The organism is Rossellomorea arthrocnemi (assembly GCF_904424705.1).
Classification (GTDB): domain Bacteria; phylum Bacillota; class Bacilli; order Bacillales; family Bacillaceae_B; genus Rossellomorea; species Rossellomorea arthrocnemi.
Map to the genome: position 1 here is coordinate 125,489 of NZ_CAJGBF010000004.1, position 22,760 is coordinate 148,248.

Sequence of the window (22,760 nt, forward strand, 5' to 3'; positions counted from 1 at the left end):
CACCCAATGGGCGTCCTCCTAATAGGATAGGTGTGTAATCTTTAGGAGGAATCGTTTTCATGTTATATACAAGAAGTTGGATCGATCAACATTTGGAAGAACTTACTCCCTGGCAGCAAACAGCTTTTACTCAATTCTCGGCATTGATGTGTGATGAAGAGCATCCGTATCCATGCGTACCAGGTAAACAAGGCTTTCAGGAAGATACATTGCGTTTCGGCTTTGCAGAAGATCCCAGAAAGGATGCGGCATCGGAAAAACTGGTTTCTTTATTAAAACAATACGGGTGTATTTCAAGGGGGACAGGGAAATACGCATCTCTTGTTGTGTTTTTTAATACCGGCGAAATGACAGGATACGATCATTCCGTGGAATCGTATCAAACAATATTCTGGAATTTGTTAAATCGTGTACACAGGTCGGATGATATGTCTTGGCCGGATGATATCGCAACGGATCCCCACGATCACACATGGGAGTTTTGTTTTGATGGTGAACCATATTTTGCATTCTGTGCGACACCTTCCCATAGTGTCCGAAAGAGCCGTTACTTTCCTTATTTTTTATTAGCTTTCCAGCCAAGATGGGTTTTTGATGAAATCAATTCTTCGACGGCATTTGGTCAGAAACTAAAAAAAGTCATCCGGAAGCGGCTCGTTGAGTATGATGAAATTGAGCCCCATCCCAGCCTGAAATGGTATGGACAGGAAGATAACTATGAGTGGAAGCAGTATTATCTCAGCGACGATGATTCTTCCATGAACAAATGCCCCTTTTCACATATGCATAACAAAATTAAGAGTTAAAGTATCAGACTTTAACTCTTTTTTCTTTTATGAACGCAGCCCCTGCAATGAACAGGATGAATATGAGACTGACAAAGAACCCGACACGGCTCACTTGATCGAGAAGAGTACCGCTGATTGCGAACAGAATAAGAAGCAGGGCAATGATGGATTGAGTCAAATCCAAGGCTGATTTGCTTATAAGCTTGTGAAAGGAAGCCAGAATGAAAATCCAGGTATACAGAAGCATCAGTCCTGCAGCGGTTGTTACATACTCAAAGAGTTTATCCGGAAGTAACATGGCAATGGCGATGGAAAATACAACAACCAATGTGGTCAATCCAAAAGCGGGCAGCGGGACTTTCCTTTTCCCCTTTTTGGCGAAAATTCGGGGAGCATCTCCTTCTTCGGCCAGTGCTACAAGCATAGTCGTAACGGCGTATAAAGAAGCGACCATGGTAGAAAAACCTGCAATGATCAAAATGGAATTAAATACGTGTGGTACCCAGGGAATGTTGTATTGGTTAAGAGCTGTCAGAAATGGACTTTCATTTGGACTGATCCAGCTCACCGATACCAGCTTTAAAACGAGATAAAAGGAAAGAATATAGAGAATTGTCAAAATCATAAGCATGATGTTCCCTGATTTAGGAGCTTCTTTCGGGTCTTTCAGTTCTTGCGCCATCAACCCCATCACTTCAATTCCCCCGAACCCATAGAAGGCAAATAGAAGGGCGAGCCATAAGCCTTTCCCATCATGTGGGAGTACTTCTCTTATAGGAGCTTGAAGAACCCGTTCCGAAGCCCCATCCCCAAGCCACCCAAACATGGCGGCTCCGGCAATAATGATGAACATAACGATGGCTGCCGCTTTCATCACTCCAAACACATTCTCCATTTGCTCCACTTTCTGGACCCCCATCAGGATGATCACTAAACCCAGACAGGCAAATCCGGCCGTAAATATCCAAAGCGGGATTTGGGGAAACCAAAATTGGGCGAAGAGGGCGAGAGCGGTTAATTGGCTCCCCATGATCAACATCTCTGCAGACCAGTACACCCATCCGTTACTGAACCCTGCCCAGGATCCGTAGGCTTGTTTTGCATATGTCCGGAATGAGCCTTTTTCCGGGTGATTTGCCGTTAGTTTAGCCAGTGCCTGAAACACCATCCATGTTCCGATACCAGCAACCAGGTAAGCAATGAGAACCGATGAACCTGCTTTTTGAATCGGTATGGCAGAGCCGAGGAAATACCCGGTTCCAATGATGCATCCCACACCTATGAAAGAGAGCTGCCACCAAGATAGATTTGTCTGATTTGTACATTTGCTCATACCAATTCACCTGACCTTTATCCTTCATAGTGTGCGGTTCCACTTCATGAATTATGTGAGTGAACGCGGAATGATTTCCCACGGAAAGGAGAAAGTAAGGTGGATGATGATCAAGGAGGCAGTCTGATGATAAAGATCAATGCGAATTGTTGGAATGAACATGGCGAATTAAAGACGGTCATGGTATGTTCGCCTTCTTCAGTGGATGTTCCTGATCAAAGAACGGCGGATTACGTAGGTTGGGAGAAGCCGGTTAATCAGGAAAAAGCGAAGGAGAACCACGAAGAAATGATTAGAGCAATGGAGACCGCCGGTGTAAAGGTGATTGATTACTCCCAATACCTTACCGACGAGGCGAGGGAGTTGAATCACCAGCTGATCAACCGTGTTTTCGTAAGAGATCTTGCCTGTGTATATGGGAATAAAGTGATTCCGGGTGATTCCGGTACTACGATGAGAGCACCGGAATATGTTCATAGTCATGAATTGTTTCAAAGCTGGTTCGATAAGAAGACGTTTTCGATTGAGGATAATAATGGATTGAAGGCTTTGGAAAATGGAGATGTATTCGTATTGAATAAGGATGCCGTCTTCATTAATTCGGGAATGAGATCCAGCATAGAAAGTGTTGAAGAACTGAAGCAGAGAATCTTTCAAGCAGGCTTTTCGGAAATCGGTATCATTGACCTGCCTCGAACAGGGGAAACCATGCATTTAGACATGAACTGCAATGTAGCAGGAGCAGATCTCCTCATTGCCAAAAGTTATATGAGACTCTTCCCTGTACAAGTCATCTCTGAAAAAAGAGGACGGTATGTAATGATGGAGGAGTTTATCAACCATCAGGGGTTTGATGTTTTTTGGACTGATGATATCAAACACACTGTGGCTGATATCAATTTTCTGAACCTGGATCCGGAGACCCTGTTGGTCAGCACAAAAGCCAATAAAAAGATAGTGAAGGATCATCCGAAATTAAAAGGGAAGAACTTAATAGAAGTCGATGTGAATGAACTTGAAAAAGGTGGAGGAGGGATAAGGTGTATGACACTTCCATTTGAAAGAGGATGACCATCATTGGAATGGAAAGAAAAACCGGAGACTAATTCTCCGGTTTTTTAATGCAATCAATCAGGGGTAAAGTGAGTTCTCATTTAAAATGAATTTTCACCACTATTTTCCTGGTTTTAGAAACGAGACTATATAATCATATTTTAAATTTTATGGATATTTTCTCAAAGACACCTTTTTGGTGCTTATTGATTATTAGAAATTCATGCTTAGTAAGTTGATTGGAGTGGAAGGTGCTCGACTCCTGCGGGAGTTGCGGGAAAGTTGAGACCCCGCAGGGCATAGCCCGAGGAGGCTCAACTCACGCCCCGCGGAAAGCGAACACCTGGAACGAAAATCAACCACTACTCGCTTTAACAGATGCAAAAATTGAAAGCTTTCATTTTACAAAGTTACGGGGACGACTATCTGAATGTAGGTACTCATACAAATTGTCTAGTAATGGTTAAAAATAATTGAGAATAGTTATCAACTACTATTGACATTGATAATCATTATCAATTAAGATGACGTTGAAGCAAAAGCCAATCAATCATGAAAGGAAGATTTGATGATGACGATACAAAATGCAATTTCAAATAGAGAACTATTGGACCAACAAGAGAGACGGGAGTCTAATGCGAGGTCCTATCCGAGAAGAATTCCACTCGCTATCAGTGAAGCTGAGGGTATTTACGTAACGGACATGGAAGGGAACAAGTACTTGGATTGCTTAGCGGGAGCGGGAACATTAGCGCTGGGACACAATCATCCGGTGGTCATTGAGGCCATGGAGCAAGTGATCCGTGATAAACGACCATTACATACGTTAGATATTACGACACCGGTGAAAGAGGAATTTGTAAATGAATTATTCTCTTCTCTCCCGGAAGGGTTTCGTGATCGTGCGAAGATCCAATTTTGTGGACCGACAGGCGGCGATGCGATAGAAGCAGCGTTGAAATTAGTGAAGACGGCAACGGGGAGACAAAGTATTCTTACGTTTCAAGGCGGATACCACGGTGCTACTCATGGAACGATGTCGATCAGTGGAAACCTGGGTCCAAAAAAGAACGTGCAAGGACTGATACCTGATACTCACTTCTTACCTTACCCATATTCGTATCGCTGCCCATTTGGGATAGGCGGAGAGGAAAGTCACCGCATCAGCAGTCAATACATCGAGAATCTCCTTGATGATCCGGAGAGTGGAATCTTGCCGCCTGCTGCCATGATTTTTGAAACGGTTCAAGGAGAAGGCGGTTCCATACCTGCAGCGATCGAGTGGATCCGGGAAATGAGAAGAATCACTGAGGAGCGGGGAATCCCGCTCATCATCGATGAAGTACAGACGGGGATCGGACGCACTGGAGAACTATTTTCCTTTGAGCATGCAGGAATTGTACCCGATGTGTTTGTCCTTTCAAAAGCAATCGGTGGAAGTCTTCCCTTATCCGTCGTGATATACGACCGTGATCTGGATGCATGGGAACCCGGGGCACATATCGGCACCTTCAGAGGAAATCAAATGGCCATGGCAGCAGGGACTGCAACATTAAAGTTCATTAAGGAAAATCACTTGGTTGCCCATGCCGGGGAAATGGGAGAGAGACTTCTTCTTTCATTAAAAGAGATTCAACAAGAATTTCCTGTGATAGGGGATGTAAGAGGAAGAGGACTGATGGTAGGTGTGGAAATCATTGATCCCACTAAACCCCATTCAGCGAGCGGAAGTCAGCCGGCTAATCCGGGTGTTGCAAGCGGGATCCAACGTGAATGCTTCAAACGGGGTTTAATCCTTGAGGTAGGGGGAAGGCATGGGGCGGTGGTCCGTTTCCTTCCGCCATTGATCATCACAAAAGAGCAAGTGGATGAGGTGGTGACGATATTCAGAGATGCTTTAGCAGCCTCTCTTACGGAGTGAAATCATGAAAATAAATACAATCGAAAGAGAAACCAACCAGAATATGGACTCCTTCTTTCTACATCAAGGGGAAGAAGGAGTCCGTGCATTTAATGAACTGATAAATGGAGTAAGCAGGAAACTGCAAATGCTATATGAAGGTACAGGGACTCCTTTTATCGGGAAAATGCCCGATGCAATAAAAGAAGAAATCAAACCGATCATGACGTTTACTCCTGAAGGGAAACCCTTTGAAGACGTTCTTGATGAAATTGATGAACCGATATTGAAAAACAGTCTTCACATTTCCCATCGAAAGAGTATGGCCCATTTACATTGCCCACCCCTTCTTCCAGGGGTGGCGGCAGAACTGATCATCGCAGCGCTAAATCAATCGATGGACTCCTGGGATCAGAGTACAGCGGCCACCTACGTGGAAGCGGAAATGATTAAGTGGTTGACGGAAAAAATAAGTCTCCCTGCATCATCAGGCGGAGTCTTTACTAGTGGTGGAACCCAGTCCAACTATATGGGACTCCTGTTAGCACGCGATGCCTTCTGTCATTCGAAATGGAATCATAACGTACAACGGGAAGGTTTACCCGTAGGCTTTAACCGATTAAGAATTCTATGTTCAGAAGAAGCCCATTTTACTGTGAAGAAAGCTGCTTCCCAACTTGGTTTAGGAGAACAAGCGGTTGTGACAGTTAAGACCGATGAATATCATCGAATGAGCATTCGGGAAGTGATTGAAACACTACAGAAGCTTGATCAGGAGAACCTATTGCCTTTTGCCCTTGTTGCAACCTGTGGGACTACAGACTTTGGAAGTATAGACCCAATGGAGGAACTGGCAGAAATAGCACGTCAACAGGGGTTATGGTTTCATATCGATGCCGCATACGGCGGTGGGTTGATGCTTAGTCATTCTCATGCGGACAAAATAAAAGGGTTGGCAGATGCCGATTCTATTACGGTGGATTTCCATAAGTTATTCTACCAGCCCATCAGTTGCGGAGCGTTTCTTGTGAGAGATGAGGTCAATTTCCGATATCTTTCTTATCACGCTGATTATTTGAATCCCGTCAAAGACGATGAAGAGGGCATCTTGAACCTGGTAAATAAGTCGGTGCAAACAACGAGAAGATTCGATGCGTTAAAACTGTATCTGTCGTTAAAGACAGTAGGGACCGGTCTTTTTGGCGACATGATTGATGAAACGTTAAAGCTCGCCAGGTACACAGCTTCTTATATGAAAGAATTACAGGACATTGTGATTCAAAACCCTGAGCCGGAAATCAACACAGTCATCTTTCGCTATCAGCCAAAAAGGATGGACGAAAAGAATCTTGATCTCAATCATTTGAACCGGACGATTCAACAAACCCTGCTTTATAAGGGGAAAGGGGTTATCGCGAAAACAGTGATAAAAGGTCAAACCTTCTTGAAATTGACGTTATTAAATCCAAGAACAAAGCCGGAAGATATTCATTCCCTTCTACACGAGATTGAAGAAATCGGCACTGAATTAGTAAATGGAGGGTTATACATTGAGAAACTATAAGGAAATGGCTGAACATGCAACGATGCAAAGCTTTCTGAATTGCTATTTAAGAGAAACAGGGAACTACACTGACGAGAGCCGCTGCGACAATGATCTGTCACTTGGGCAGTATGAGAAAGTCATCGTCTCTCATTTGGTCCTGCAGCAGATTGAATTGATTATACCAGTGAAATATTGGTCTCTTACGGATCGTCATCTATTCAGCTTCCCGCTTTATTACCGGGTAGGGGAAAGCGAATTGAAACCACTCGACTACATTACTCTTACAACCCTTGTTGTGAAAGAGTTCTTACTGGATAAACATCAACATGGGTCAGAAGATGAACTTCTACTAAGAGTGATTCTGAGCTGTCGCAGTATAAAAAGCTATGTTGAAAGTCGGCTACATGACAATGATGCCCTCATGGATGAAGAGTTTGATTATATTGATGCAGAGCAATCTCTCCTATTCGGTCATCTGCTTCATCCGACTCCAAAAAGTAAGCAGGGCTTGACCGATCAAGAGGATCGTACATATTCCCCTGAATACAAAGGAGAATTTCAGCTTCACTACTTTAGTGCAGATCCATCATTGGTAGAACAGGATTCAAGTACAACCCAAGCCGCATCTTCCATCATTTTCGATCAATTAAAAGCCGACTCCGGTGTTGATCAGAACTGGCTACAGCAGGTGCAGGAAGAGAATGGACGTGTCTTGCTTCCTGTACATCCTCTTCAAGTGAAAACAGTATTGGAGAAAGTGAACGTACAAGAGCTGATGGCAGAAGGAAGACTGGAATATATCGGTCCGCTAGGGAAATGTTTCACGGCAACGTCATCATTTCGAACGGTCTATAGCAAAGAATCGCGATACATGTATAAATTCTCCGTACCTGTCAAAATCACAAACTCTCTTCGCATCAACCAAAAGAAGGAACTGGCAAGGGGAGTAGAGGTTTCGAGATTACTAGAAACGGAAGTGGGAAAAAGCCTTAACAAAGAGTTCCCACGATTTAAGGTCATCAAGGACCCTGCCTATTTAAACTTGGACCTGAATGAAGAAGTTTCAGGGTTTGAGCTTGTCATCAGGGAAAATCCTTTCTATGAAAACAGTCGCGGAACCAGCTTGATCGCAGCTTTATGTCAGGACCACGCTTATGGAGGAAAAGCCAGAATACATTCCATCATTAAAGGGATAGCGCAAAGAGAGAATAGAAGTCTGGAAGAAGTGAGCCTGGATTGGTTCGATCGATACTTATCCCTGACGCTGGATCCGATGATCTGGTTGTTCCACACATACGGCATTGCCCTGGAAGCCCATCAGCAGAACTCGGTGGTCCAACTAAAAAACGGCTATCCTGAAACCTTCTACTACAGAGATAACCAAGGTTACTACTATAGTGAATCGAAAGTGGAAAAACTCAAAGAACTCTTGCCGGATTTAAATCAAGAAAGTGATACCATTTGTTCAGATGAAGTGGCAGAGGAGCGTTTGCGCTATTACTTCTTCTTTAACCATTTATTTGGACTGATCAATGGTTTCGGGGCAAATGGTCTCATAGAAGAAGATAGACTTATGAATATTGTAAAAGAACGTCTGGAGAACCATGAACAGCAGTGGGGGGAAGATTCCAATTTACTGAGCAGTTTATTATATCAACCGGTCCTTCCGTGTAAAGGGAATCTATTGACCCGTTTTTATGACATGGATGAATTGGTCGGTCCGATGGAAGCTCAATCAGTCTATACGATGGTGAAGAATCCCCTTGCCAAAGAGGTGGAAATCCATCATGTCCTATGACTTCGAAGTGTTTGATAAAGAAATCCAGAAGTCGATTCAATTTAAGAAGATAGACTTTAGCCGGGACACGGAGCTAATTCATAAATGGATGATGGAGGAACATGTCCATCCATTCTGGAATTTGAATATTCCAATTGAAAAGTTTCAAGACCATTTGAAAAAATCTTTGTCCGATTCACATCAAACCCTGTACGCAGGGTATCTTGACGGTGTGGCAATGAGTTACTGGGAGGCCTATTGGGTAAAAGGCGACGTGGTGGAAGAAACGTATACTCCTGCACCTTTCGATCAGGGAGTACATCTGTTAATTGGAGAGAGAGAGTATCTTGGTAAAGGACTTTCCCTGCCATTATTACGAGCGATGGTTTCGTATCAGTTCCAAGAAAAGAAGACGACTAAAGTCGTAGCAGAGCCGGATATTCGAAATGACAAAATGATCCATGTTTTTGAGAAATGCGGTTTTAAACCCGTTAAATCGATTACTCTCCCAGACAAAACCGGACTGCTCATGTTTTGTGAGAGAAGCGAATTTGAAAAGAGGTGGCAGAATGAAGGACTCTACGATCACATCAAATGATTTGTATGACATCATCGGTATCGGATTAGGACCGTTTAATCTGGGGCTAGCCGCCTTATTGGATTCGGTATCTGAAGTGAAAAGTGTATTTTTGGAGAAAAAGAAAGCCTTCAATTGGCATCCGGGCATGCTGATTGACGGAACGACCTTACAAGTGCCGTTCTTTGCTGATTTAGTCAGTATGGCGGATGTACGGAGTGATTACAGTTTCCTTCGTTACCTGGAAGCTCATAACCGTTTATATCACTTTTATTTTCTGGAAAAATTTCATATCCCTCGAAAAGAATATAACCATTACTGCCAGTGGGTGAGCGAGCAGCTCACTACGTGCCGATTCGGGATGGATGTCCAAAGTATCGTGCCTGTCCAATTGGGAACTGGGGACAGCATATATGAAGTCACCGTGTGGAACGATGCCCTTCAACATACTGAGACTATGTTTACGAAACATCTCGTACTTGGAATTGGTTCTGTTCCTTCTGTACCTGAGGTATTTCAGGAAATGATTGGAAAAACTGTATTTCACAGTGCCGATTATTTATCCAATAAGGAGACATGTGCCAATGCTGAATCTGTTGCCGTGATCGGATCCGGCCAGAGTGCAGCCGAAGTGTTTCTCGATGTAGCCAAAGAACAGGAGAATCAAGGATTTTCACTACAATGGTATACACGTTCAAAGGGATTCTTCCCAATGGAGTATTCAAAACTGGGCCTTGAGTATTTTTCACCCGATTACACCCGATTCTTTTATCAGCTTCCACAGGAAAAGAAGGATCAGCTTCTAAAGGAACAAGATCTTCTTTATAAAGGCATCAGTTCAGAGACGATCGCCGATATATATGATTATTTATATGAAAGATCCGTAGGAAACGAGGAGCCGGACATCTGCTTACAGGCCATGACAGAGATCGTCGGAATCGAAAAAAATGAAACAGGGTTTGAACTGCATGGCTATCACCGGATCAAGGATGAACATTTCGTAGATAAAGCAGATATCATCATACTTGGCACCGGCTACAAGCCTGCATTCCCCGGATTCCTTTCGAAAATGAAAGAGTGGATTGCCTGGGATGAGTATGACAGATACAAAGTGAAAGAAGATTATCGATTAGAAACCTATGTAGAAGGTCCGGGTGAAATCTTTGTACAGAATGGTGAAATGCATACTCATGGAGTCGGGGCACCTGATCTTGGACTCGGTGCACACCGTAATGCGATCATCATTAATACCATTACAGGAAGAGACGTATACCCGGTTCAAAGCAAAAATGTGTTTCAGACCTTTGGAACGAAAGCTGAGACCATTCCGGTTCCTATCTGATGAAAAGAAGGCATAGACTAAGTGAAAGAAGGGAAAATATGTTATTCAGTGAAGAAATTCAACGTGTTTTTAAGAGTGATAATTGGAAAAAGGTTAACAAGAAATTGATAGGCAAAATGCTGTCTGAGTATATGTATGAGGATATGATCCAGCCTGAAATCCTTTCAGAGGAAGGGGAGAATATCGAATACACCCTTCAGGTCTCAGATTCTAAGCACTATCACTATATCGCGCAAAAACGACTGTTTGATAGTTTCGATGTGAAATGGACGACTGTATATATTGTTGAAAATGGAGGAAGGAAGGAAGCGGATAGTGCAATAGAGCTATTGGTTGATCTTCAAGGGATCATCGGGATGTCATCTGAAACGGCTGGGCATTTAATGAAGGAAATGAACAGTACGTTAATAGCGGATGCCCATCTTCTCGAGAAAGAAACGAAAACATCGGACGATCTGATTTATGAAGACTACGCCACTCTTGAAGGATATATGACAGGTCATCCATGGATTACTTATAACAAAGGGAGAATCGGGTTCGGATATGACGATTACCTTGCCTTTGCTCCTGAACAACAGAAGGAGGTCCAGCTTTCCTGGATTGCCGTACATAAGGACATTGCATCGTTCCAATCTGTGGAAGGATTGGATTATGAAACGTTGATTGCCGATGAACTGAGTGAAGAAGACCGAATCCGCTTTGACAAGATCGTCAAACAAAATGGAAGCGAATCATCAGAATATTATTACCTGCCAGTGCACGAGTGGCAATGGAAAAACACACTGATTCAGAATTTCCCTGAGGAGCTCGCCATGGGTCGCATCATTCCTTTAGGAGAGGGAGAAGACCGCTACCTTCCCCAGCAGTCGATCCGCACATTTGTGAATCGAACGAACAAAGATAAGCATCATGTGAAGCTTCCGATGAGTATTTTGAACACGCTGGTTTACCGGGGGCTGCCATCTGAACGAACCGTGATTGCTCCTAAGGTGACAGAGTTCATTAAAGGAATGGCTGAAAAGGATCCATTTTTAAAAGAGGAATGCCGGGTCATCCTCCCTGGGGAAAATGCCAGTATGAATGTAAACCATCATTACTATACCCAATTAAAGCAGGCACCTTATCAATACTTGGAGATGCTTGGAACCATATGGAGAGAAAGCATCTATACGTATTTAGAAGACGGGGAGCAAGCGATTACACTGGCCGCCTTATTATATGAAGATCATAACCATAAACCATATGTTGAGAGTTTGATCGAGCAGTCAGGCCTCACCTCAGAAGAATGGATGAAACAATTTTTCAAAGTCATAATGGAGCCCCTTCTGCATTATCTTTACCAATACGGTACGGTATTCTCTCCCCATGGACAAAATACGATTGTCGTGTTGAAGGAGGCAAAGCCTCAGCGATTAGCGATTAAAGACTTTGTTGATGACGTCAATATTTCAGACCAGGATTTCCCTGAGCTGCAAGGACTGTCTTCAGAATTTAAAGCGGTCCTTCGGACAGAACCGCCTGAAGGGCTGACGCAGTTCATCTTCACGGGACTCTTTATCTGTCACTTGAGATACTTGAGTAATTTGTTGAAAAACAATGGATTGATGGAAGAAGAAACGTTCTGGGGTCTTCTAGCCGACTCGATACTCAGTTATCAGGATCGATTCCCGCAATTAGAAGAACGTTTCAAGCTCTTTGACTTCTTTAAACCGGAGCTCACGAAACTTTGTCTGAACCGGAACCGCATGGTGGACTACGGTTACTCTGACGACGACGACCGCCCCCACGCTTCCGAATTCGGTAAAGTAACAAACGCGTTGGCTTTATATAATAGGCTCTATTCGTGAAGTGTATTGCTATCCCAAAACTTTAAAAGGAGAGAATAGCAGTTGATTTCCCCTCCAGGATGTGGAGGATAACACACTTAATTCCCAAGATAGAAAGAGGGATCATCACTTGAGTATAATTGTTCAGAAATTTGGTGGAACCTCTGTTGGTTCCACCGAGAAAATAAAACGAATGGCAGACAGGGTCATCCAGGAAAAGAAAAAAGGTCATGACGTCGTCGTTGTCGTATCTGCAATGGGCAAAACGACTGATACTCTTGTAAAATTAGTGAGTGACATCACCACCAAACCTAGTAAGAGAGAGATGGATATGCTCCTTTCAACAGGAGAACAAGTAACGATTTCCCTCCTTTCCATGGCTCTTCAACAGCAAGGGACGGAGGCGATTTCTTTCACTGGATGGCAGGCAGGCATTCAAACGGATTCCGTCCTTGGAAATGCCCATATTCAATCGATTGAAACGAGGCGAATCAGGGAAGAACTGGGTCATGGGAAAGTGGTGGTAGTGGCCGGTTTTCAAGGAGTAACAGAAGATGGGAACATTTCTACTTTGGGAAGAGGGGGTTCCGATATCACGGCAGCTGCTCTTGCTTCAGCAATAAAGGCAGACCGATGTGATATCTATACGGATGTCGATGGAGTATACACCTCTGATCCCAGATTTGTTCCGAAAGCATCTAAAATCAATTCCCTCTCGTATGACGATATGCAGAATTTAGCAGTCATGGGAGCGGGTGTTCTTCATCCAAGAGCGGTTAAACATGCAAAGAAATTCGGAATCCCGCTTTATATAAAATCAAGTTTTGAAAATGTCAGGGGAACCTTTATTCATGGAATGGCAAAACAGAATGGATCAAGTACTGTGATCGGAGTCACATTTGAAAAGGATATATCTAGAATAGAAATGTTTGATTGTGAAGATGTTGAAGGGTTCCGGGAAGGAATGATGTGTGAACTGGCATCTCGCCATATTCAGGCAGATGTCTATACACAAAGTTGTCGGAACATCTTGTCCTTATTAATCAAGGAACAAGATCTGCAAGAGGTATTATTCGTTTTAGAGAAAGAAAGAGACAGGTGGAAATACTCCCGCATCGAACAAAGAAGCAACTTGTCAAAGGTGTCGGCAATCGGACGAAATATGAAAGCCCACCCAGAGATTAAGATAGGAATGTGCAAAATGCTATTGGAAAATGCCGTAAGAGTGAAACTGATAGGCGAATCTTCCATAAGCGTAACGGCAGTTATTGAGAAAAGTCATATTCAAACCGCTGTAGAATGCTTGCATACTGGATTTGGATTGGATTATGAGAACATGATGAAGGCTACAGTATAAAACACAGTCAAAGATCAATGGAGCCACCACTAAAACCAATTCATACTATTTTTCAACAGCGAAAAGAACCCATATAATAAATACAAAAGGTATTTATTATATGGGTTATTGCATAAACAGTCCTCTTTGATGAGGGAGGCATTCATTCTAACGGTTATCCTGAGAATGAATGGACATATTCAGTGCTCAGTATAGCAAAGAGCCGTCCATACAGGACGGCTCTTTGTTATGAATCTTTCTTAGGAATTAATACACCCCGACAGCATCCCATGCTGCTTTAACGGAATTGTAGGTAGCACTTCCGTTGCCATAAAGATCAGCAGCGGATTGAAGAAGAGCCGCACGGGCATAACTGAAGTTACTTGTTGGTGTTAAGTAAACAGTCAGTGCACGGTAGTAGATTTTTTCTGCTTTGGCTTTACCGATACTTGTGATCGTATTGTAAGCCGCTTTATTCGGAATACCGGAGTTTGTATGAACGCCTCCGTTATCGGAAGAAGTGTTCACATAGTTATTCATATGAGCCGGTTGCCCGTATTTAGTCGGGTTCGACATACTGCGGAGAGCATCTCCTGAAATACCCGGAGTGTAGACATCTTCACCCATTAAATAATCGCCCGGATCTAAGAAATAACCGAATACATCGGAGAATGATTCATTTAAAGCCCCGGATTGATACTGATACTGTAATCCTGCAGTACGTTCCGTCACGGCATGAGTCAGCTCATGAGCAACGACATCGAGTGCACCTGATAGGGAAGTGAAGGTTGATCCGTCCCCGTCCCCATAAACCATTTGAGAACCATTCCAGAATGCGTTGTTATAATTGGATCCGTAATGGACGGTAGAGCGGATGGTAGCTCCGTTATTGTCGAAACTGTTGCGGTTATGTGTATTCTTATAATAATCATAAACTTTACCGGCATATGCATGGGCATCTACATCAGCTGCTTGGGAATAAGCAGTCCAGGAGTTATTGCTGTCAGTGGAATAGTATCCTGGAAGGCTTGAACCATTTTGAGCCGTAAAGGTTTCAATGACACCGTTCATAGGTTTCGTCACATCATATAAGTAATAAGTTCCGTTTGAAGAATAAGTATTAAGAGTTTTATAGTCATCTAAAACTCCATAGCCGCTTCCTGTCGTTGCTGCATCGGTTACAGCATTAAACGCTTCGACAATGGATCCGTCATTCGCATCAACAAAGATCTGCCAGTTTGCTCCATAAGGCTCGATGAATTGAAGCTGTACCTTATAAGCAAGAGTGAACTTTCCGTCTTTTTCATGAATCACAAGATCATTTTTCTCGGTCGTGTTTTCAACATGACTGTCTTTCTTCGCATCAATGGAAAACTCGTTTTGAGTCCCAGTCACTGTATCAGCTTTGGATAGACCGATATGCTTCCAAGCAAGGTCCGTAGCTGATTTCTGATTGATTTTTGATTTTGTCTTGGTTACCTTTTTAGAAGCATCTTTATAAAGTTGACCAGTTGTAGCCGTCACTTCATTCTTTTTATTTGTATGAACAATGAAGATCGCTCCATCAACAGGGACTCCGTCCACTGACTGTGTGAATTTGTAATGGGACATTCCCAGATCGTCTGTCGTTTTTTCTAGCAATGTCAATTCCGAATGAGGATCGACAGCGAAGAGTTCCTTATTATCTTTCAAGAATTTTTTTACATCTTTATCGTTCTTTACAATGCCTTTTGATAGTTTTCCAGATAAGAAGCTAGGTCCTTTTTTATCTATGTTCATGACCTTTTGATGAATGTCCATTTTTGAAGTAATAGAATCTGAAGACTGAGCGAATGCGGAAGCACCCGTAAAGGAGGCGCTGAATACAAGAGAAGTTCCTAGTGCTAAACTAACTAATTTTTTTTTCGACATATTACAAATTCCCCTTTTGATCATAGATTTTGGAAATAGCTATTTCTTTTGGCCCCGGCGGCTAATTAGAAGTCTAGTAAAAAATGGGAGATTTGACAATGTAAAAAATGGTAATTTTCAGTAAATTTTAAATATTTAGTGTTCTACAATGTCGATATATAACAAATAATACGGGAATTTCTGCCATTATCTATTCCGTTCATGGAAAAATATTTTTCTAGGAATATTCCACTATTTTTTGTGCATGGGGGAAACAGGAAATTTCTCGTTTGAATTCATTACAGGATTTGATATAATTAATGTGAAGCAATTCACAAACTTATACACCGAAATGAGTGGATACTGTGGAAAAGAAAATCGTCATAGCTGGGGGTACAGGTTTTATTGGCAGATATCTTCAAAAGCGATTTCAGGAGAGGGGCTATAACGTTACCATCATTTCCAGACAATCTCCCCATGTTTCGTGGGATTGCCCCAATACGATTGTTCAGTCGTTAGAATGTGCGGATATGCTCATCAATCTTGCGGGGAAGTCAGTGGACTGCCGTTACAATGAAAAAAATAAAGCGGATATTTTCCGTTCCAGGACAGAAACAACGAACATATTGGGGAATGCCCTTTTACAATGTGAGAATCCACCTGCCTTATGGATCAATTCCAGCACAGCAACGATCTATCGTCATGCAGAGGATCGCCCTATGACAGAGGAAGGAGGCGAAATTGGTACGGGATTTTCAGTTGAAGTAGCAAAAGTATGGGAGAAAGCATTCTTCTCTTTTTCATTACCGAAAACCAGGCAAGCGGCTTTAAGAATTGCCATCGTTTTAGGACCTGATGGCGGAGTAATGACACCGTACAAAAATCTGGTCAAGTTTGGTCTCGGAGGAGTGCAGGGACCCGGGAATCAGAGATTCAGCTGGATTCATGTTGAAGACGTGTTCCGGAGTATTCTATTTCTGAATGAGGAGAAAGAGCTAAGGGGAGTGTTCAATTGTTCATCTCCAAACCCGGTCACCAATCGTGAATTCATGGCGCAGTTAAGGACCGTGATGAATAAAAGGATAGGTCTCCCGACTCCGAAATGGATACTTGAAGCAGGCGCCCTGTTTATTCAAACAGAAACGGAACTTGTCCTGAAAAGCAGATGGGTTATTCCTGAACGATTGGAACGAGCCGGGTTCGTCTTTCAATATGACACATTGGAAAAGGCATTCGGGCAGGTCCTATCCAAGTAATGACGAAATGAATGAGTATCGTGATATATTGGGCTGAAAAGAGGAGAGCCCTGGATGTGGCTCTCCCCTTTTCATCAACTCTTATGATGTCGTAAGTATTCAAGGCTCATCCGGACACTATCGATGGGAGGGATCCTGCACTCGTCCTGTTCGACAATCCACCAGTCCACATCATGATGCATGCCAAAGTCCAGGACAGCGTCAAGGTCTACACCACCCGAACCTAACTCAGCAAAAAATCGTTTTCCATCTGTCGTCATATCCTTGAGATGTACAAGAGGTGTCCGACCTTGGTAACGTTTCAGCCACTCCACAGGATTTTCACCTGCATACGTCAGCCAATAAATATCAAACTCAGCTTTGACCCAAAGGGGGTTGGTTTCAGAAAGAATTGTTTCAAGATCCGTTTTCCCATTGGGACGCTTTGATAATTCAAAATCATGATGGTGATAGCAGAGGGTGACCCCTTCTTTAAAACACTTCTCCCCGATCGAATTCAGGTCATCGATCAATCGGATATAATCTTCCTCGGCCCGTTCTTCAGGAGACAAATATGGACATACGATGTAGTCGCTGCCAAGCTCGAGCTGATCATGAATCACATCATCCCCACTGCTTCTTAACTCAGACAGGGGAATATGACTGGATACCGCCTGAAGGTTCAGATTATTGAGTACTTCTCTTAACTCTTTTGGGGAAAAACCTCCATACCCGGCCAGTTCCACCCCTTCATAGCCCAACTCAGCCACTCTTTGAAGTGTACCGGTGAAATCCTTTTCCGCCTCATTTCGCAATGTATACATTTGGAGGGCGACAGGAATTTGTTTCATACCCACACTCCTATCCTTTGATCATATTCGCGTTGATTTGAGAAAGAACGCTTTTATATACTTCTAATTCCTCCTCTGAAATTCCTTTAAGAATCGTGTCTTCATATAATCTTTCTATAAAAGGGGACAGCTCGGCTTTTGCTGTCATTCCTTTCTCTGTAATAAAGATGAGGAAGGATCTTCTATCCTCAGCGTTCTTCTGTTTATAAATAAGTTCCTTCCTTTCTAATATATCCAAAATTCTGGTCACTGTCGGCTGATCTTTATCGGATCTTATGGCAAGCTGTTTTTGACTGATCCCGTCCTGCTCTGCGAGTCTCTTCAGAACGGTCCACTGCTCAGGTGTCACATCGAATTCTTTCAGATGGAAAGTGAGGAATCGTATGATGTTTTTCACTGTGTGGCTCGTGTACAAGCCGATGGTTTCATCTCGGGAAATGGTCACTATTATTCACCTACTCATTCATTTTCTTTTATCATACATGATATTCATTCTTTTTTGAGAAATTATGACGAAAGTAATTCAAAATAATTGTCACAACAACTATATTTACAAATATACATGTTGTAGATATAATTAGTATAACAATTAATTAGGCGAAGGAGAATTATAGTGGATCATTCAACGAACCAAACAATTTGGACGCGACCGTTTTTTATGGCGTTATTGAATAATTTTTTTATCTTTCTTGTTTTTTACTCATTGTTAACCGTTCTGCCCCTCTATGTGATCGATGAACTTCATGGAACAGAAGGGCAGGCAGGCCTTGCTACGACAGTATTCTTAATATCGGCCATTATAGTGCGGCCATTTTCAGGGAAGATCATTGAACACTTGGGCAAGAAAAAGACGCTTATCATAAGTGTGCTGCTTTTTGGCATCTCCTCATTCATTTACTTCTGGGTAAATGATTTTTATCTTTTAATGGGGCTTCGCTTTTTTCATGGAATCTGGTTCAGTATCGGGTCAACAGTCTTAGTGGCGATTGCTGCAGATATGATCCCTCACCAAAGGAAGGGAGAGGGTCTTGGTTACTTCGCCATGTCGATGAACCTGGCAGTTGTCGTAGGACCGTTTCTTTCCCTGGCTCTCATTCGCTGGATCCCGTATACGTCTTTATTTATGGGGCTTGCATGGGTCATCGTACTTGGACTTCTTTGCTCATTCGGTATTCAGGTGACAGAGGACGAGGGGATGGACGAGGGTGTGTCCAGGCGCTTAGCCCTTAAGGATCTAATGGAGGTGAAAGCCATCCCGATTGCCTTGGTTGGTTTCTTGACTTCATTTGGTTACTCCGGAATCATGTCATTTATTTCCGTCTATGCAAAGTCTGTAGGCTTATTTGAGTCGGTCAGCTTATTCTTCGTCGTCTTCGCAGCTGCTATGCTGCTGTCCCGCCCTTATACGGGGCGATTATTTGACCGCTCAGGACCGAATACAGTCATCTACCCATCCCTTCTTATTTTTGCCATTGGACTGATTCTTTTGAGTATCACTCACTCTGTGCTTCTATTATTGGTTGCAGGAACGCTTATCGGACTCGGTTATGGTGCTTTGCTTCCAAGTTTTCAAACCATGTCCATTCAGGTGGCACCTAAAAGGAGAACCGGACATGCGACAGCTACGTTTTTTATTTTTTATGACCTTGGGATTGCGGTCGGATCGTTTGTATTGGGGGTCGTTTCCTCCCAGTTTGGATTTTCCGCTTTGTATCTCATATGCAGTGGAGTGATCCTTGTAACGATTGTGGTTTATCATCTGGTGACCAAACGTGTAAAGCATGTTGAACATCAAAATGCCGGCGTATTGGAGTTGTAACTAAAATAGGTATGAAGGCATCTCTCATAAGAGGGATGCTTTTTTACGGTTTAATTGAGAATGATTTTCAATTAATTGTTGACAAATAGAAGGAAAGTTTGTATGGTTTACTTACAGTGATAATGATAATTATTATCAATTAGGTGCACCATGGAGGTTTTATCATGACTGAAAAAATTGTGATGATCTATGCAAACATGAGTGGAAATACAGAAGAAATGGCGACGGCTATCGAAACAGGGGGTAAAGGAAGCCGGAGCTGAAATCGATGTAATTGATATAAATGACTGTTCAAATGTCCAGGTTCTTGAAGAATATGCTGGTGTCCTGTTAGGTGCGTATACCTGGGGGATGGAGAACTTCCATATGAATTTGAGGACTTTTACGATGATATGGATGACGTGGAATTAACGTCTAAGATGGCCTCAAGCTTCGGATCTTGTGACTCCTTTTATCCTAAGTACGGGGCAGCGGTGGATTTAATGAATGAGAAATTGCAAGAAAGAGGAGCCCGTTTGATTCATGATGGATTGAAGGTGGAATTAACGCCAGAGGAGGAAGATGTAGAGTCGTGTAAAGATTTTGGACGTACATTTGCTAGTGAGCTCTTGCTCAATAAACAAGAGAGCTAGGGAAAGGAGAGGGACTCGTGAACTATTCGCTTTCGATTAAAACATTATCAGACATACATCTAAAAGAATTCATTAATTGTCCCCACAAGTTTTACTATCACTACATCCAGCGGGAAGCAGCAAGCAAAGTTGAATGGAAAAAGGTCATGCAGTTCATTGTGAACCAGGTAGTGAAGGACTTCTTTATGCTCCCCGTCAAAATGAGGACTCCCATCCACGCACTGGAAATCATCGAGAATCATCTGGCCTCTATCAATACAACTGTCTTTGAATCGAAGATTGATTATTATTTAGTGGTGGCGAAAGTGACGGACTACCTAATGCAGGACCTGACACAGAACTACGGGACATTACCACCTATTTTTATAAATGAAAAGTTTCGACAATACTTTGAAGAGCTTGAAACTCACTTATCCCTCACGATAGAAGTGGCAGAATGGGAACAAGAATCGTTCTCCGTCACCAAGTATCTTGTCGATACAAATCACGAAATGATTACCTTGTATTATTATTTGACAGTGGTTTTCTGTGAAAGGTCCTTTGGAAGCCTTCCTTCAACGATAAGAATCGTTTCCTTGTTAAATGGGGAAGAATTCGCTCATTCTCCGTCACCGGTTGAGATGAAGAAAGGGTTGGATTACATAGAAAAGTTAAAAGATATGCTGTCAGCCCCTCTGTCATCAAATTCTAAGCCGAACGGGGAAGTATGTTTAAGCTGTCCATTTGTTGAGGTTTGTGCCAATAATGAAATAGAGTTTCTTTTTCAAAAAAAACATTAGACATTAGAAGAGGACTTACCGAAATTCGGTAAGTCCTCTTCTCATTCCATTAAGGTGGAAGCGGATTGTTTATCAAAATTTATCCGGGCAACTTTTTTCTCGTTTTTAAACAATATATAATGAGCGGTGGCGATTTTTTCTTCAACATAATCAATAGAGAAAGTCCCTGATGGATCTGTCAGACTCCCAATTGCACGGGATAAATGATCAATCACATGCTTTAAATGATCTGTCCTCTTCCATTCGTTATCAGAGTTCATTTGATCCATGATTTCAAATGCGAGGTTTTGAACGTGATACAGACGTCTTTGTTCCATTCTGCAGATTCTCCCTTCTGATCAAACATGTCTCTTGATTATATGGTGAAGGCATCAGATATATGATGACAAATCACGAATGAAACAGGGTGGGAAAGTACACTCTAAAGAACATAAGGGAGGTGTTTGAAAATGGCACAAGACGTATTATGTGAAGTAAGCAACTGCAAATATAACCGTGAAGGCAAGAAGTGCTCTGCAGACCAGATTTTCGTGGTCAGTCATAAAGGAGACAAAGCCCATAACAGTGAAGAAACAGATTGTAAAACATTCGATCCTGGTAAGTAATCGAAGAGAAGGCAACCATAGCCGTGGTTGTCTTCTTTTCATCTAGTATTGATAATAGTTCTCAATGTTATACAGAAAACACACAATTAATTATGTGCTAACTTGCTTGTTCAGATAAAGCAGTGGTTCGGAGTTGCCTGTACCTCATGAAGAAAAGCCCGGTCAGTACGAGGGAGAGAATTCCGAATAATACGGTCATGATCTGCAACCCGACCAGATCCAATAACAATCCCGTTAAGAGGAGTACGATTTGGAAAATCAACCTGTCAAGCATATTTCTAAACGAAAAGAAGCGACCGTGGAATTCTTTCGGGATTCGAGTTTGAAAGATAGTGGCAGCTGTCGGGAAGAAGCAACCAACGGCAAAACCGAATACTGTAAACGCAAGCACCGACATCACAGGGCTTGTGGCAAAATAAAGGAGCATTTGGGCGATTCCAATGACAAAGCTGAAGAAGAATAAGATTGTATATGGCGACACCTTCTCACCGATTTTCTTTACGGTAAAGGCACCTGACATAAAGGCAATCCCTTCCGCCGTATAGATCCAGCCTTTAATGACCGAACTGTCTTGCAGCTCACTGATGTTAATGACCATCAAGTTGAATCCACCTATAAATAATAGTGGGATGAGAGTCATCACGAGGGTCATAAATACAATGGGAAGCCCCTTGATGACAGGGAAGACTTCGTTGAAACTTGCCCCTTTTGGTTTGGTTCCCTTCTGTTTGGCATGTGGCGTTTCTTCTTCGTCGATTGTCAGGAACCAGGTCATGATGAACAGGGCAAGATACGCTGCCAGAGAAAGGACATATACCATTGATAAGGAGATGATGACCAATAGAATACCAGCCAATGCTGTACCGAGGATCCTTGAAAGGGTGGCCACGTTCATATGGACCCCATTCATCTGCAGCAGTTCCTTCTCTTTCACCACCATCGGTATCGCAGCCTGGAGAGCCGGAAAGTAGAAAGCGGCAGAGACTTGAATACTGACTAAAAAAACGACCATCCATAGTACTGATCCTGTATATATAGCAACAAGCATGAAAACCACACTTACGGACCGTGTGAAGCCGGATATGAGCATCACGGTTTTTTTATTTGCCTGATCCGTGATCCTTCCTGCTAAGGGGCCAACAGCAAGCCCGGCGAGTAGCCCGGAAGCAAGGATGACCGATTTCAGAAAGTCAGATGGCACCTTCTCCTGCATAAACTCCAGATTTCCAATAATCCCAAGCCATAATCCCAGTCCGGCTATGAATTCCCCAATCAATAATATCCACACATTCTTATTTTTCCACATATAGGTCCGTCCCTCGCAGTCGATTTATTTCGTTACTCTAAATATACTATGTGGGGGGTGGGAAGGGAATGGTTTTTTGGTTGGGGTGGATGGAGGAGAAATAGGTGTTTCGCCGTTAAAATTGAGATTTCGCCGTTAAAATGAAAATTTCGCCGTTAAATCCAG

19 protein-coding genes and 1 pseudogene are annotated in these 22,760 nt (G+C 42.7%); 14 read left to right on the top strand and 6 right to left on the bottom strand.

Going from position 1 to position 22,760, the window contains the following annotated elements:
• The first annotated feature begins 59 nt into the window (after positions 1–59).
• The gene (locus tag BAA9072_RS07965) at positions 60–806 is read left to right on the top strand and encodes a YqcI/YcgG family protein (protein WP_201714153.1); all 747 of its coding nucleotides are present in this window, start codon (positions 60–62) and stop codon (positions 804–806) included.
• A 4-nt stretch (positions 807–810) separates the two neighbouring features.
• On the opposite strand, the gene BAA9072_RS07970 is transcribed toward BAA9072_RS07965, so the two are convergent.
• A complete protein-coding gene (locus BAA9072_RS07970; protein ID WP_201714154.1) occupies positions 811–2,121 on the bottom strand; it encodes an amino acid permease in 1,311 nt (436 codons plus the stop codon).
• Between the two features lie 99 nt (positions 2,122–2,220).
• Here BAA9072_RS07970 and BAA9072_RS07975 point away from each other — a divergent pair, with 99 nt between their 5' ends.
• The 8 genes from BAA9072_RS07975 (at position 2,221) to BAA9072_RS08010 (ending at position 13,499) form a co-directional block, all read left to right on the top strand.
• Complete coding sequence (locus BAA9072_RS07975) at positions 2,221–3,192, top strand: arginine deiminase family protein (RefSeq protein WP_330999276.1); 972 nt, start codon at positions 2,221–2,223, stop codon at positions 3,190–3,192.
• Between the two features lie 553 nt (positions 3,193–3,745).
• Positions 3,746–5,095, top strand: coding sequence for an aspartate aminotransferase family protein (locus tag BAA9072_RS07980; protein WP_201714315.1), 1,350 nt, complete (start codon positions 3,746–3,748; stop codon positions 5,093–5,095).
• 4 nt (positions 5,096–5,099) lie between these two features.
• Positions 5,100–6,638 carry a pyridoxal phosphate-dependent decarboxylase family protein gene (locus BAA9072_RS07985; protein WP_201714155.1) on the top strand — a complete coding sequence of 513 codons (1,539 nt, stop codon included), beginning with the start codon at positions 5,100–5,102 and terminating at the stop codon, positions 6,636–6,638.
• Positions 6,625–8,418 (top strand): IucA/IucC family protein, encoded by a 1,794-nt coding sequence (locus tag BAA9072_RS07990; RefSeq protein WP_201714156.1) that lies wholly within the window; start codon positions 6,625–6,627, stop codon positions 8,416–8,418. Before BAA9072_RS07985 ends, BAA9072_RS07990 begins: the two co-directional genes overlap by 14 nt.
• Before the next feature lie 22 nt (positions 8,419–8,440).
• Positions 8,441–8,995 carry a GNAT family N-acetyltransferase gene (locus BAA9072_RS07995; protein ID WP_201714316.1) on the top strand — a complete coding sequence of 185 codons (555 nt, stop codon included), beginning with the start codon at positions 8,441–8,443 and terminating at the stop codon, positions 8,993–8,995.
• Entirely contained in the window at positions 8,967–10,316 is a 1,350-nt protein-coding gene (locus BAA9072_RS08000; protein WP_201714157.1) for a lysine N(6)-hydroxylase/L-ornithine N(5)-oxygenase family protein, read from the top strand. The genes BAA9072_RS07995 and BAA9072_RS08000 overlap by 29 nt, the downstream gene beginning before the upstream one ends.
• 38 nt (positions 10,317–10,354) lie before the next feature.
• Positions 10,355–12,163 carry an IucA/IucC family protein gene (locus tag BAA9072_RS08005; protein WP_201714158.1) on the top strand — a complete coding sequence of 603 codons (1,809 nt, stop codon included), beginning with the start codon at positions 10,355–10,357 and terminating at the stop codon, positions 12,161–12,163.
• A gap of 109 nt (positions 12,164–12,272) precedes the next feature.
• Positions 12,273–13,499, top strand: coding sequence for an aspartate kinase (locus BAA9072_RS08010; RefSeq protein ID WP_201714159.1), 1,227 nt, complete (start codon positions 12,273–12,275; stop codon positions 13,497–13,499).
• Between the two features lie 246 nt (positions 13,500–13,745).
• Here the strand turns inward: BAA9072_RS08010 and BAA9072_RS08015 are convergent, their stop codons facing one another.
• A complete protein-coding gene (locus BAA9072_RS08015) occupies positions 13,746–15,389 on the bottom strand; it encodes a M4 family metallopeptidase (RefSeq protein ID WP_201714160.1) in 1,644 nt (547 codons plus the stop codon).
• Positions 15,390–15,733: 344 nt separating this feature from the next.
• On the opposite strand from BAA9072_RS08015, the gene BAA9072_RS08020 reads away from it, so the two are divergent.
• Positions 15,734–16,624 carry a TIGR01777 family oxidoreductase gene (locus tag BAA9072_RS08020; protein WP_201714161.1) on the top strand — a complete coding sequence of 297 codons (891 nt, stop codon included), beginning with the start codon at positions 15,734–15,736 and terminating at the stop codon, positions 16,622–16,624.
• Positions 16,625–16,698: 74 nt separating this feature from the next.
• Here BAA9072_RS08020 and BAA9072_RS08025 read toward each other — a convergent pair whose 3' ends face one another.
• Both BAA9072_RS08025 and BAA9072_RS08030 read right to left on the bottom strand, forming a co-directional pair.
• Positions 16,699–17,454 carry a sugar phosphate isomerase/epimerase family protein gene (locus tag BAA9072_RS08025; protein WP_201714162.1) on the bottom strand — a complete coding sequence of 252 codons (756 nt, stop codon included), beginning with the start codon at positions 17,452–17,454 and terminating at the stop codon, positions 16,699–16,701.
• Positions 17,455–17,464: 10 nt separating this feature from the next.
• A complete protein-coding gene (locus BAA9072_RS08030) occupies positions 17,465–17,899 on the bottom strand; it encodes a MarR family winged helix-turn-helix transcriptional regulator (RefSeq protein WP_230980796.1) in 435 nt (144 codons plus the stop codon).
• 213 nt (positions 17,900–18,112) lie between these two features.
• Between BAA9072_RS08030 and BAA9072_RS08035 the strand changes: the two genes are divergently transcribed.
• The 3 genes and pseudogenes from BAA9072_RS08035 to BAA9072_RS08045 all read left to right on the top strand — a co-directional run bounded on the left by BAA9072_RS08035 (position 18,113) and on the right by BAA9072_RS08045 (position 20,684).
• Positions 18,113–19,273: an MFS transporter gene (locus tag BAA9072_RS08035; RefSeq protein ID WP_201714318.1), complete on the top strand. Its 1,161-nt coding sequence runs from the start codon at positions 18,113–18,115 to the stop codon at positions 19,271–19,273.
• Positions 19,274–19,455: 182 nt separating this feature from the next.
• Positions 19,456–19,905, top strand: a pseudogene (locus BAA9072_RS08040) (flavodoxin).
• 17 nt (positions 19,906–19,922) lie between these two features.
• Positions 19,923–20,684 (top strand): hypothetical protein, encoded by a 762-nt coding sequence (locus tag BAA9072_RS08045; RefSeq protein WP_201714163.1) that lies wholly within the window; start codon positions 19,923–19,925, stop codon positions 20,682–20,684.
• A 41-nt stretch (positions 20,685–20,725) separates the two neighbouring features.
• Here the strand turns inward: BAA9072_RS08045 and BAA9072_RS08050 are convergent, their stop codons facing one another.
• Positions 20,726–21,001 carry a hypothetical protein gene (locus BAA9072_RS08050; RefSeq protein WP_201714164.1) on the bottom strand — a complete coding sequence of 92 codons (276 nt, stop codon included), beginning with the start codon at positions 20,999–21,001 and terminating at the stop codon, positions 20,726–20,728.
• Positions 21,002–21,133: 132 nt separating this feature from the next.
• On the opposite strand from BAA9072_RS08050, the gene BAA9072_RS08055 reads away from it, so the two are divergent.
• Positions 21,134–21,289 carry a DUF1540 domain-containing protein gene (locus BAA9072_RS08055; RefSeq protein ID WP_201714165.1) on the top strand — a complete coding sequence of 52 codons (156 nt, stop codon included), beginning with the start codon at positions 21,134–21,136 and terminating at the stop codon, positions 21,287–21,289.
• A gap of 97 nt (positions 21,290–21,386) precedes the next feature.
• On the opposite strand, the gene BAA9072_RS08060 is transcribed toward BAA9072_RS08055, so the two are convergent.
• Positions 21,387–22,595: an MFS transporter gene (locus BAA9072_RS08060; protein ID WP_201714166.1), complete on the bottom strand. Its 1,209-nt coding sequence runs from the start codon at positions 22,593–22,595 to the stop codon at positions 21,387–21,389.
• Between the last annotated feature and the right edge of the window lie 165 nt (positions 22,596–22,760).